This is a genomic window from Stenotrophomonas sp. CFBP 13725 (assembly GCF_014841935.1).
Taxonomy (GTDB): domain Bacteria; phylum Pseudomonadota; class Gammaproteobacteria; order Xanthomonadales; family Xanthomonadaceae; genus Stenotrophomonas.
The window spans coordinates 515,957-527,441 of the sequence record NZ_JACYUV010000002.1; the positions used below are offsets into that span (position 1 = coordinate 515,957).

At 66.6% G+C, this 11,485-nt stretch carries 11 protein-coding genes; 6 read left to right on the forward strand and 5 right to left on the reverse strand.

Translation table 11 applies throughout. The features are described 5' to 3' along the window. Positions 1-22 precede the first annotated feature (22 nt). Both IFT65_RS05510 and IFT65_RS05515 read right to left on the reverse strand, forming a co-directional pair. Positions 23-1,207, reverse strand: a complete 1,185-nt coding sequence (locus IFT65_RS05510) for an aminoacetone oxidase family FAD-binding enzyme (RefSeq protein WP_192080667.1) — start codon at positions 1,205-1,207, stop codon at positions 23-25. Positions 1,208-1,212: 5 nt separating this feature from the next. Next, entirely contained in the window at positions 1,213-1,761 is a 549-nt protein-coding gene (locus tag IFT65_RS05515; RefSeq protein ID WP_188324301.1) for a YaeQ family protein, read from the reverse strand. Positions 1,762-1,803: 42 nt separating this feature from the next. Between IFT65_RS05515 and IFT65_RS05520 the strand changes: the two genes are divergently transcribed. The 5 genes from IFT65_RS05520 to IFT65_RS05540 all read left to right on the forward strand — a co-directional run bounded on the left by IFT65_RS05520 (position 1,804) and on the right by IFT65_RS05540 (position 6,230). After that, the gene (locus IFT65_RS05520; RefSeq protein WP_192080668.1) at positions 1,804-2,751 is read left to right on the forward strand and encodes a pseudouridine synthase; all 948 of its coding nucleotides are present in this window, start codon (positions 1,804-1,806) and stop codon (positions 2,749-2,751) included. Between the two features lie 215 nt (positions 2,752-2,966). Beyond that, entirely contained in the window at positions 2,967-3,176 is a 210-nt protein-coding gene (locus IFT65_RS05525) for a cold-shock protein (protein ID WP_042615064.1), read from the forward strand. A 156-nt stretch (positions 3,177-3,332) separates the two neighbouring features. Beyond that, positions 3,333-4,022: a glutathione S-transferase gene (locus IFT65_RS05530; RefSeq protein WP_192080669.1), complete on the forward strand. Its 690-nt coding sequence runs from the start codon at positions 3,333-3,335 to the stop codon at positions 4,020-4,022. Positions 4,023-4,066: 44 nt separating this feature from the next. Further along, on the forward strand, positions 4,067-5,632 hold the full coding sequence (locus tag IFT65_RS05535) for a YdiU family protein (RefSeq protein WP_192080670.1): 1,566 nt from the start codon (positions 4,067-4,069) through the stop codon (positions 5,630-5,632). A gap of 61 nt (positions 5,633-5,693) precedes the next feature. Then, positions 5,694-6,230, forward strand: a complete 537-nt coding sequence (locus IFT65_RS05540) for an adenine phosphoribosyltransferase (RefSeq protein WP_188324286.1) — start codon at positions 5,694-5,696, stop codon at positions 6,228-6,230. 456 nt (positions 6,231-6,686) lie between these two features. Here IFT65_RS05540 and dbpA read toward each other — a convergent pair whose 3' ends face one another. Then, entirely contained in the window at positions 6,687-8,063 is a 1,377-nt protein-coding gene (gene dbpA / locus IFT65_RS05545; protein ID WP_188324285.1) for an ATP-dependent RNA helicase DbpA, read from the reverse strand. A gap of 76 nt (positions 8,064-8,139) precedes the next feature. Between dbpA and IFT65_RS05550 the strand changes: the two genes are divergently transcribed. After that, a complete protein-coding gene (locus IFT65_RS05550) occupies positions 8,140-10,029 on the forward strand; it encodes an ATP-binding cassette domain-containing protein (protein WP_192080671.1) in 1,890 nt (629 codons plus the stop codon). 436 nt (positions 10,030-10,465) lie between these two features. On the opposite strand, the gene IFT65_RS05555 is transcribed toward IFT65_RS05550, so the two are convergent. Both IFT65_RS05555 and IFT65_RS05560 read right to left on the reverse strand, forming a co-directional pair. Beyond that, on the reverse strand, positions 10,466-10,930 hold the full coding sequence (locus IFT65_RS05555; protein ID WP_188324283.1) for a cytochrome c: 465 nt from the start codon (positions 10,928-10,930) through the stop codon (positions 10,466-10,468). An 11-nt stretch (positions 10,931-10,941) separates the two neighbouring features. Next, positions 10,942-11,349 carry a cytochrome c gene (locus IFT65_RS05560; RefSeq protein ID WP_188327298.1) on the reverse strand — a complete coding sequence of 136 codons (408 nt, stop codon included), beginning with the start codon at positions 11,347-11,349 and terminating at the stop codon, positions 10,942-10,944. Between the last annotated feature and the right edge of the window lie 136 nt (positions 11,350-11,485).

Consider the following 11,485-nt stretch of genomic DNA (forward strand, 5'->3'; position numbering starts at 1 on the left):
GCGGACGGGAACTGCGCCATGCCTACACCACGCTGCCGGCGGCATGTCCGCTGGCCCACGCCCACTGGAAGTTGTAGCCGCCCAGCCAGCCGCTGACATCGAGCACTTCGCCGATGAAATACAGCCCGTCCACCTGCCGAGATTCGAAGGTCGACGAAGACACCTGTGCGGTATCCACACCCCCCAGGGTGACCTCGGCCGTGCGGTAGCCTTCGGTGCCGCTGGCCACCAGCGGGAAGGCGCCCAGCAGGGCCGCCGCCTGCCGCAGTTGCGGTTCATCCAGCTGCTTGACCGGGCGATCCGGCAACCAGTGCTCGCACAGACGCTGTGCCAGCCGTTTGGGCAACACATCGCCCAGCACCGTGCGCAGCGCCGCGTCCGGGCGGTCGCGCTTCATCTGGCGCAGCCAGTCCGCTGCATCCTGGCCGGGCAGCAGGTCAAGCTCCAGCGCGTCGCCCGGTTGCCAGAACGAGGAGATCTGCAGGATCGCCGGGCCGCTGATGCCGCGGTGGGTGACCAGCATCGCGTTGCGGAACGACACCCCGTTGCTGCGTGCTTCCACCGGCAGCGCCACGCCGGCCAGGTCGGCCAGGCGTTGCTGGTGGGTACCACTGAGTGTCAGCGGCACCAGGCCGGCGCGGGTGGGCAGGACATCGTGGCCGAACTGGCGTGCGATCTCGTAGCCGAAGCCGCTGGCGCCCAGGCTGGGGATGGACAGCCCGCCGGTGGCCACCACCAGCGAGGCAGCAAAGATCACGCCATCGGCGGTGTGCACATGAAACCCATCACTGCCACGCTCGATGCGCTGCACCGCACAGTCCGTGCGGATCTGCACACCGGCCTGCTGGCATTCGTCGACCAGCATCTTCACGATCTGCTTGGACGACACATCGCAGAACAGCTGGCCCAGTTCCTTTTCGTGATACGCGATGGCATGGCGCTCGACCATGTCGATGAAGTGCCAGGGCGTGTAGCGGGCCAGCGCGGACTTGCAGAAGTGCGGGTTGGCCGACACGAAGTTGGCCGGCGTGGTGCCGGTGTTGGTGAAGTTGCAGCGGCCACCGCCGGACATCAGGATCTTCTTGCCGACCTTGTTGGCATGGTCGATGACCTGCACCACGCGGCCGCGCTTGCCGGCGGTCAGCGCGCACATCAGCCCGGCTGCGCCGGCACCGATCACCAGGACATCGCAACGGGGGGTCGCCACGCCACTCACGCCTTGGCGGTTTTGCGCCAGACCGGAATGACGTCCAGCTGCATGTGGTCGGCGATCAGCTGTACTTCGGTGTCCTGGATCAGCACGCTCCAGCGCATCGCGCGCTGGATCTGCGTGGTCCACTGTTCGACGAACGGGGCGGGCAGGTCCAGTACCGACAGGTTGCCGAAGCGCTCCAGCGCCTTGCCCTGCTTCTGCCACCACACATCCGACGCGTGGCCGGCATAGTTGACGATCTGCACCTGCCGGCTGCGGTTGCAGGCTTTGCGGATGCGTGACTCGTCCGGGTGCCCCAGGTCGATCCAGCGCAGGATCTCGCCGGTGTAGTCGTGCTCCCACAGGTCCGGCTCGTCGTCGGTGCTCAGGCCACGGCCGAACTCCAGGCGATCCGCTGCGTTCAACGCGAAGGCCAGCAAGCGCACCATCAGGCGCTCGTCGGTCTCCGACGGGTGCTGGGCGAGGGTGAGGTTGTGGGTCGCGTAGTAGCCGCGATCCATGTCGCTGATCTGCAGCTCGGCCTTGCGGATGGTGGCGGTGAGGGCCATGGGGCTTCCGTGTACAAAGAGCACCATGATAATGGGTGGGCCATGATGCCGTCCGATCCGATGTACCCGCACGTTGCCGCCAGTCGCCTGCAGTTGCCGCCGGGGGCCTGGGGCTGCCTGCTGGATGGGCTGTGCGCGCGCTTCCCGCGGATCAGTCGCGCGCAGTGGCTGGACCGCTTCGGCCGTGGGCGGGTGCAGGATGCGCAGGGCAGGGCGCTCGATCCGGCACAGCCGTGGCAGGTCGGTCTGGAGATCCGCTATTTCCGCGAGGTGGCGCACGAGCCGGTCGTGCCGTTCGCCGAGCGCATCGTGCATCACGATGCGCACCTGCTGGTCGCCGACAAGCCTCACTTCCTGCCGGTGGTGCCGGCGGGCGGGCACGTCCAGCAGACGCTGTTGGCGCGCCTGATCGCCGCGACCGGCAATCCAGACCTGGTGCCCCTTCACCGGCTGGACCGGCTGACTGCGGGCTTGGTGCTGTTCTCGACCCGGCCCGGCAGCCGGGATGCCTACCAGCGCCTGTTCCGCGAGCGGCGTATCGAAAAGACCTATGAAGCGCTGGCGCCTGCGCTGCCTGCGACGGCGTTTCCGCTTCGCTACTGCAGTCGTTTGGAGCGCGGGGCGCCCTTCCACCGCATGGCTGAAGTCGAGGGCGCGCCCAACAGCGAGACCGAGGTGGAGGTGATCGAGGGAACCGGTCCGGTCTGGCGTTACCGGCTGCGCCCGGTCACGGGCCGCAAGCACCAGCTGCGGGTGCACATGGCCGCCCTGGGGGCACCCCTGCAGGGGGATGATCTGTACCCGACCCTGGCTCCGCGGGATGCGGGGGACTACTCCCAGCCCTTGCAGCTGTTGGCCCGGACGCTTTCATTCAGCGATCCGCTCAGCGGGGAGGTGCGCCATTTCTGCAGCGGCTTGACCTTGAAGGAGCCGTCGCGAGGATCCCCCGGCAGGGCCACGGGGGCTGACACCAACGCGCCGGAAGCCTGAATTGGGCTTGATGAACATCTCCGCTATCGCTTTTTAGTCCAAACACGCGTATTGTCCGTCCCACTGTGTTTGCTAGGGTCACCGTAAATCGTGGCCTGGTGCAGTTGATCTCACGATCTGCTCCATCGATCCGCTTTGCCAACGCCTGCAACTCAGTCTCGGCCCCGATATCCGGTGGCTGCGATTTATTTCATATTGTTTCAGGAGTTTCAAAGATGTCTGATCGTCAGAGCGGTACCGTGAAGTGGTTCAACGATGCCAAGGGCTTCGGCTTCATCACCCCGGAAAGCGGCCCGGACCTGTTCGTGCACTTCCGTGCCATCCAGGGCAACGGCTTCAAGTCGCTGCAGGAAGGCCAGAAGGTAACCTTCGTCGCCGTGCAGGGCCAGAAGGGCATGCAGGCTGACCAGGTGCAGGCGGTCTAATCCGCTTGCTACCTTAAGGTAGCTATGAACGCCGGAAGCGAAAGCTTCCGGCGTTTTTTTTTGCCCGCGTCCCAGCCGGGCGACGCCCTTGTTCGTCACGCTTCGCGCAAACGCTGCCCACTACGCTATGGGAACCCTTCATCGCGGATCCCCTGCATGCGCATCGTCCACCACCTCGACAATTCCCGTTCCCTGCGCGTCCTGTGGGCGCTGGAAGAGCTCGGGCTGGACTACGAACTCAAGCAGTACGCGCGGGATACCAAGACCATGCTCGCGCCTGCCGCGCTCAAGCAGATCCACGGGCTGGGCAAAGCCCCGGTGCTGCAGGACGGGACGCGGATGCTGGCCGAATCCGGTGCGATCCTGGACTACCTGGCCGATACCTACGACAAGGAACGCGTGCTTTCCCCCGCGCCGCAGCCGTCCGGCAGTGACGAGCGCATGGCATACCGGTATTGGCTGCACTACGCCGAAGGTTCGGCCATGCCGCCGATGCTGCTGACGCTGGTGATGGCCCGTATCCGCAACGCGCCGATGCCGTTCTTTGCCCGCCCCATCGCGCGCGCGATCGCGGACAAGGCAGAGCAAGGCTTCGTCGGGCCACAGCGTCGCCTGCATCTGGACTGGATGGAGCAGCGGCTCAGCGAAAGCCCGTGGTTTGCCGGTCAGCGCTTCACCTTGGCCGACATCCAGATGAGCTTCCCCTTGCAGGCCGCGGGCAGCCGCGGCGATGGCCTGGCCGACAAGCCGGCGATCCGCAGCTTCCTGCAGCGCATCGAGCAGCGTCCGGGCTACCAGCACGCCGTGGCGCGTGGCGGCAGCCTGAAGGCGCTGGACGGCCGCTGAGGAAGCGACTTGCCGCTTCGCGCGGGCATCCCCATGTAGTCGGCATGGATACGCAATCGCCGCACTTCGACAACCGCCTTATCTCCACCCTACCGGGGGATCCAGAGCAGGGGCCACGCCGCCGTGAGGTGATCGGGGCCGCGTGGTCGGCGGTCATGCCCACGCCGGTCGCCGCGCCGGGCACCCTGGCCGTCTGGCCGGAGGTCGCCGAGCTGCTCGGTCTGCCCGCTGTGTTCGTTGAAAGCAGTGAGTTCGCGGAGGTGTTCGGCGGCAACGCCTTGCTGGCCGGCATGCAGCCGTGGGCCGCCAACTACGGCGGCCATCAGTTCGGCCATTGGGCGGGGCAACTGGGTGATGGACGGGCGATCTCGCTGGGTGAACTGGTCGCTGCCGACGGACGCCACTGGGAGTTGCAGCTGAAGGGCGCAGGGCCGACGCCCTACTCGCGCGGGGCCGATGGCCGCGCCGTGCTGCGGTCGTCGATACGGGAGTTCCTGTGCAGCGAGGCGATGCACCATCTGGGCGTGCCGACCACGCGCGCGCTGTCGCTGGTCGGCACCGGCGAAGGTGTGGTGCGCGACATGTTCTACGACGGCCATGCAAAGGCCGAGCCTGGCGCCATCGTATGCCGCGTGGCGCCTTCATTCCTGCGCTTTGGCAGCTTTGAACTTCCCGCTTCGCGCGGCGATGTGGTGTTGCTGAAGCGGATGGTCGACGCGTGCATCGCCCGTGATTTCCCCGAGCTGCAGGGCAGTGGCGATGCGCTGTTGGGCGCATGGTTCGGCGCGGTGTGCACCCGCAGCGCGGAAATGGTCGCGCACTGGATGCGCGTGGGCTTCGTGCATGGCGTGATGAACACCGACAACATGTCGGTGCTCGGGCTCACCATCGACTACGGCCCGTATGGCTGGGTGGAGGATTTCGACCCGGAGTGGACGCCCAATACCACTGACGCACAGGGGCGGCGCTACCGGTTCGGCACCCAGCCACAGGTGGTGTTCTGGAACCTCACCCGGCTGGCGCAGGCGGTGGCACCGCTGTTCACGGACGTGCAGCCGCTGCAGGCGGGATTGGACACCTTCCAGGTCACGTTGGCCGCCTGCATGCGACGCGACGTCGCCGCCAAACTGGGTCTGTCCGTGGCGGGCGAGGACGACCTGCAGTTGCACAAGCGTTGGCAAGGGCTGATGCAGGACGGAGCGATGGACATGACCCTGGCCTACCGGGCGCTGATTCGCTTCGATGCCACGCGTCCGGATGCCGCTGTGCTGGACGGCGTGTATTACGACCCTGCGCGCCAGGCCGCCGTCCATGAGGCGCTGCTGCAGTGGCTGGGCGACTATGCCGCGCGGTTGCGTGCCGATCCCCTGTCGGCATCGGAGCGCATGACGCGGATGACCCGCGCCAATCCCCTGTACGTGCTGCGAAACTGGCTGGCCCAGGAAGCGATCGAGCGTGCCGAGCAGGGCGATCTGGGCGGTGTGCGGGCGCTGCAGGAGGTCCTGCGTGATCCCTGCACCGAACGTGCCGGGCTGGAGCATTACGCCGGCAAACGCCCAGCGTGGGCGGATCACAAGGCAGGCTGTTCGATGCTGTCGTGCAGTTCCTGACAGTGAAGCTGTCCTTTGAACGGCCTGTTACCCTATGCCGCCCTACATTGCTGGCCTCGCCATGACCGACGCATCCGTCGAACCGCAGTGGGCATCGCGCCTGCGCGACATCGCTGATTTCCCCAAGCCGGGCATCCTGTTCAAGGACATCATGCCGCTGCTCGCCAACGGCGACGACTTCCGCGCCGCGGTCAAGGCGATGAGCGCACGCTGGCGTGACCTGCAGTTGGATGCGGTGGTCGGCATCGAGTCGCGCGGCTTCATCCTGGGCGCAGCCATGGCGCACGAACTGGGTATCGGCTTCGTGCCGGTGCGCAAGCCGGGTAAGCTGCCGGGCAAGGTGCTGCGTGAGGAATACACGCTGGAATACCGCAGCGACTGCATCGAAGTGCACGCCGACGCGTTGCCGGCCGGTGCGCGGGTGGCGATCATCGATGACGTACTGGCGACCGGCGGCACGCTGGTGGCGGCGCTGTCTTTGGTGCGGCGCCTGGGCGTGAACGTGGTGGGTGCCGGCGTGCTGGTCGAGCTCGACGGCCTGGGCGGCCGCGGCCGCTGGGAAGCCGACCTGCCGCTGCACGCAGAACTGGTGTACTGAGGGACCCGCCGGTCCGACCGGAATGCACGGTCGGCTGGAATACACGGCCGACCGGAAATACACTGTTGGCCGGAAATACACGGTCGAACGGAAATACACGGTCGAACGGAAATACACGGTCGAACGGAAAAACGCGGGTGGCCGAGAAATACACGGTTGGCCGGAAATACACGGCCGTCCGAAACAAACGGTCGGCCGAGACAAACGGTCGATCGGAATCCGGTAGAGCCGACTTCAGTCGGCTGCTGTTGCGTGCGAAGCCGACTGAAGTCGGCTCTACCAGACGCAAACCAGAGCCGAAGCAAGCCAGGCCCCAAGCAAACCAGGCCCGAAGCAAACCAGGCCCGAAGCAAGCCAGGCCCGAAGCAAGCCAGAGCCGAAGCAAGCCAGAGCCGAAGCAAACCAAGCCCGAACCAAGCCAGAGCACCGGCGTACCGGTGCACCGGTGCGTGATGCTTACATCACCCGGGTGCGGAAGCGGCGGCCCTTGATCTTGCCTTCTTCCAGCTTGCCCAGTGCGCGGTTGGCGTGGTCGCGGGCGATCGCCACGTAGGAGCGCGTGGGATAGATCGCGATCTTGCCGATGTGCTTGCCCGCCAGGCCGGCATCGCCGGTCAGTGCGCCCAGGATGTCACCTGCACGCAGCTTGTCGGTCTTGCCGCCGTCGATGCGTAGGGTGCGCATGGCGGCCTGCGGCAGTTCATCCGGGCGCGAGGTGGCCAGCGGCGTTTTCTGCCAGTCCAGCGGCTTGCCACGCTGCGCTTCCAGTGCCTCCGCGCGCGACTTCTCGCGCCCCGCGACCAGGCTGATCGCCATGCCGCTGGCGCCGGCGCGACCGGTGCGGCCCACGCGGTGCTGGTAGGTCTCGATGTCGGTCGGCAGTTCGTAGTTGATCACTGCAGCCAGGTCTTCCACGTCCAGTCCGCGCGCAGCCACGTCACTGGCCACCAGCACGTTGCAGCTGCGGTTGACGAAGCGCACCAGCACTTCCTCGCGGTCGCGCTGCTCCATGTCGCCATGCAGGGCCAGCGACGAGAAGCCGAACTGCTGCAGCGAGTTGGCGACCTCGTCGACATCCTTGCGGGTATTGCAGAACACCACGGCCGATTCCGGGGTGTACTTCAGCAGCAGGCCGGCCAGCGCCTTCTGCCGATGCGCAGGCTCTACTTCGCAGAACAGATGGCGGATGTCGGGGGCGTCGTCGGCACCGTCCACGGTCACTTCCACCGGTTCACGCAGCACGTCGCGGCCGATCGCGCGGATCGCATCGGGGAAGGTGGCCGAGAACAGCATCGTCTGCCGATCCTTGTGCGTGCGTCCTGCGATCTCGCGGATGGGCTCTTCAAAGCCCATGTCCAGCATGCGGTCGCCCTCATCCAGCACCAGGGTGCGCACCTGGCCCAGGTTCAGCGCACGCTTGCGCGCCAGTTCCTGCACGCGGCCGGGGGTGCCGACCACCACGTGCGGGTGGTGAGCTTCCAGCGAGGCCAGCTGTGGGGCCAGCGGCGAGCCGCCGGTCAGCACCAGCAGCTTCATGTTGGGGATGCCGGTGGCCAGCTTGCGGATCTGCTTGCCGACCTGGTCGGCCAGTTCGCGGGTAGGGCACAACACCAGCGCCTGCACGCGCTGGGTGGCCGGATCCAGTGCCTGCAGCAGGCCCAGCCCGAAGGCGGCGGTCTTGCCGCTGCCGGTCGGCGCCTGCGCGATCACGTCGCGGCGGTCGAGGATGGGGGGCAGGGCGCGCGCCTGGATGGCGGTCATCGTGGTGTAGCCAAGCGCTTCCAGGCCGGGCTGCAGGGCCGGGCTCAGCGGCAGGGTCGAGAATTCATTCATGGCGCATTGTACGGGGTCCGCGCCGGGCCTGATCCCTTTTCCCCAGAAAAGCGATCCGACCCCGTACAATAGCCCCATGCCTCTGATTACCTTGCAGAACGTCGACTTCAGCGTCGGCGGCCCGTTGTTGCTGGAAAAAGCCGAACTGTCGATCGAACCGGGTGAGCGTATCGCCCTGATCGGCCGCAACGGCGCCGGCAAATCCACTTTGCTCAAGCTGCTGTCCGGCGACCACAAGCCCGACGACGGCGAAGTCCGCATCCAGCAGGGCGTCCGCGTGACGCGCCTGGAACAGGAAGTGCCCATCGGTGCCGCCGGCAGCGTGTTCGACGTGGTCGCCGAGGGCCTGGGCGAGCTGGGCCAGTGGCTGGCCGAATTCCACCACCTCAGCATGGCCGAGGACTTCGACGGCGACGCGCTGGGCGCGGTGCAGGCGAAGATCGATGCGGCCAACGGCTGGGGCCTGGACCAGCGCGTCAGCGAAACGCTGACCAAGCTGGACCTGGACGGTGATGCCGAGTTCGCGCGCCTGTCCGGGGGCATGAAGCGCCGCGTGCTGCTGGGCCGCGCGCTGGTGTCCAGCCCGGATCTGCTGCTGCTGGACGAACCGACCAACCATCTGGACATCGAGGCCATCGACTGGCTGGAAATGTTCCTGAAGAACTGGAACGGCAGCGTGGTGTTCGTCACCCATGACCGCCGCTTCCTGCGTGCACTGGCTACCCGCATCGTCGAGATCGACCGTGGCCAGGTCACCAGCTGGCCGGGCGACTGGGCCAACTACGAGCGTCGCCGCGAGGAACGGCTGAACGCGCAGGCGCAGGAAAACGCCCGCTTCGACAAGATGCTGGCGCAGGAAGAAGTGTGGATCCGGCAGGGCATCAAGGCCCGCCGTACCCGCGATGAAGGGCGCGTGCGCCGTCTGGAAGCGATGCGCAGCGAGCGCTCCGTGCGCCGTGACCTCAGTGGCAACGTACGGATGGAAGCGGCCCAGGCGGCCAACTCCGGCAAGAAGGTCATCGACATCAAGGACGTGTCGTTCTCCTTCGGTGAGCGTTGCATGGTGCGCGACTTCTCCGCGACGATCCTGCGCGGCGACCGTATCGGCCTGATCGGGCCGAACGGCAGCGGCAAGACCACGCTGCTGAAACTGCTGCTGGGCGACCTGGCACCGGACAGCGGCGAAGTGCGTGCCGGCACCAACCTGGAGATCGCCTATTTCGACCAGTACCGCGCGGTGTTGCGCGAGGACTGGACGGCGATCGAGAACGTGGCCGAGGGCCGCGATTTCATCGAGTTCAACGGCAAGCGCAAGCACGTGCATGCCTACCTGCAGGACTTCCTGTTCACGCCGGAACGGGCACGTGCACCGATCACGCGGCTGTCGGGTGGTGAACGCAATCGCCTGCTGCTGGCCAAGCTGTTCGCGCAGCCGTCCAACCTGCTGGTGATGGATGAGCCGACCAACGACCTGGACGTGGAAACCCTGGAGCTGCTGGAAGAGCTGCTGGGCGATTACACGGGCACGTTGCTGCTGGTCAGCCATGACCGTGACTTCCTGGACAACGTGGTGACCTCCACGCTGGTGATGGAAGGCAATGGCGTGGTCGGCGATTACGTGGGCGGCTACACCGATTGGCAGCGCCATGCGGCGTTCGTGGCGGCGCAGGCCCTCAACGCGCCGGTGCTGGCCAGCCGGCCTGCCGTGGCGGCTGCACCTGCCGTTGCCGCAGCGGCTGCACCGGCCAAGCGCAAGCTGAGCTACAAGGATGCACGCGAGCTGGAGCAGCTGCCGTTGAAGATTGAAACGCTGGAGAAGGACGTCGAGGGCCTGACCGCCGCGATGAACGACCCCGCGTTCTACCAGCGCAGCGCGCCGGACATGGCCGCGCACAACCAGAAGCTGGCGAAGGTGCAGGCCGAACTGGATGCCGCCTACGCCCGCTGGCAGGAGCTGGATGCCTGAGGGATGCGCTGCCGCTCGGGGGTGGGCGGTGGTAGCGCCGAGCCATGCTCGGCGGATTGCGTGAACACCTGGGCCGCTGCGCTCGCCGACCATGGGTCGGCGCTACCGGATGTGTGAACGCTTGGGCCGCTGCGCTCGCCGACCATGGGTCGGCGCTACCGGTGACGGGGCGGTGGTTTGGGCCTGTGCTTGGGCTTGGGCTTTTGCCCTGGTAGAGCCGACTTCAGTCGGCTGCTTGCTGTACAAAACAGCCGACTGAAGTCGGCTCTACCGCTAAGGCAGCCGACTGAAGTCGGCTCTACCGCTAGTGCAGCCGACTGAAGTCGGCTCTACCGCTGGTGTAGCCGACTGAAGTCGGCTCTACCGCTGATGCAGCCGACTGAAGTCGGCTCTACCGTTTCGGCTCTACCCGTGCACGGGCATTTCCGGCCTGCGGCTATTTCAGGCCGTGCAGGTCGCGCAGCTGGGTGGGGCGTGAGCCGAAATAGGCGGCCAGGTCGGCGATCTCCTGATCGCTCAGGCCCGTTGCCTGCGGGGTCATCAGCGCGTGCTGGCGATCGCCGCTGCGGTACGCCTGCAGCGAATGCGCAAGGTAGTCGCTGTACTGGCCCCCCAGCTTCGGGTACGTCGGATCGATCGGCGAATTGCCGTCGGCCCCGTGGCAGTCGATGCAGCTCTGTCCGGTGGCCTTGCCCTTGGCCTGCGCACGTGCCTCACCGGCGGCGAGGCGCCCAGCCGGCAGGCCGGCAGACGACGAGGGCGCTGGAAGATCACCCGCGGCCTGTCCCGGCTGTGCGGGCGACTGCGTGCTGCTGTCCTCGTGCGAGGGCGAGCAGGCCGCCAGCAGGACGGCGACGGACAAGGCGATGGCATGACGCGTGAACGGCGCGGCTTTCGACATGTGGGCGTGCCTTACTTGATGGTGGACAGGTAAACAGCGAGATCGGCGATCTCCTGTTCGCTGAAACTCATCGACTGCGCCTGCATCGTGGGATGTCGGCGCTTGCCATGGCGGTATTCGGTGAGCGCCTGCAGCAGGTACTGCTCGCTCTGCCCGCCGATCTTGGGCACTTTGTAGCTGGGATAGGCGTTCTTGTAGCCGGTGATGCCATGGCACCCCTGGCAGGTATAGGCCAATACCCGGCCATTGTCGAAATTGCCGGTCAGCGCCGCGGCAGGGGCGGGCGCCTGCGGGGCCGGAAGCGGCGCCGGCGCGGCCGGAGCCGTAGCGGGTGAAGCAGGGGCAGGAGCGGCCACGGCGGCCCCGAAGGGCAGGAGGACGGCCAGAGCAAGACAAGCGGCGAGCGGCTGCGGGCGCATGATGTCGTTTCCGGGATTCGGGTCTGGTCGTTCCGGCGTGGGGTTCGGAACGGCCCGAGTATAGCGGCTCATTTCATGTTGCTGAAATGGGCAGCGGCCGACCGGTGGCGTGAAGTCACCGTGACCTTTGGGATAT

What these genes read in the sequence shown, in the direction of transcription:
- IFT65_RS05515 (WP_188324301.1), bottom strand. Translation starts at nt 1,761, where the DNA reads ATGGCCCTCACCGCCACCATCCGCAAGGCCGAGCTGCAGATCAGCGAC.
- IFT65_RS05520 (WP_192080668.1), top strand. Translation starts at nt 1,804, where the DNA reads ATGATGCCGTCCGATCCGATGTACCCGCACGTTGCCGCCAGTCGCCTG.
- IFT65_RS05525 (WP_042615064.1), top strand. Translation starts at nt 2,967, where the DNA reads ATGTCTGATCGTCAGAGCGGTACCGTGAAGTGGTTCAACGATGCCAAG.
- IFT65_RS05530 (WP_192080669.1), top strand. Translation starts at nt 3,333, where the DNA reads ATGCGCATCGTCCACCACCTCGACAATTCCCGTTCCCTGCGCGTCCTG.
- IFT65_RS05535 (WP_192080670.1), top strand. Translation starts at nt 4,067, where the DNA reads ATGGATACGCAATCGCCGCACTTCGACAACCGCCTTATCTCCACCCTA.
- IFT65_RS05540 (WP_188324286.1), top strand. Translation starts at nt 5,694, where the DNA reads ATGACCGACGCATCCGTCGAACCGCAGTGGGCATCGCGCCTGCGCGAC.
- dbpA (WP_188324285.1), bottom strand. Translation starts at nt 8,063, where the DNA reads ATGAATGAATTCTCGACCCTGCCGCTGAGCCCGGCCCTGCAGCCCGGC.
- IFT65_RS05550 (WP_192080671.1), top strand. Translation starts at nt 8,140, where the DNA reads ATGCCTCTGATTACCTTGCAGAACGTCGACTTCAGCGTCGGCGGCCCG.
- IFT65_RS05555 (WP_188324283.1), bottom strand. Translation starts at nt 10,930, where the DNA reads ATGTCGAAAGCCGCGCCGTTCACGCGTCATGCCATCGCCTTGTCCGTC.
- IFT65_RS05560 (WP_188327298.1), bottom strand. Translation starts at nt 11,349, where the DNA reads ATGCGCCCGCAGCCGCTCGCCGCTTGTCTTGCTCTGGCCGTCCTCCTG.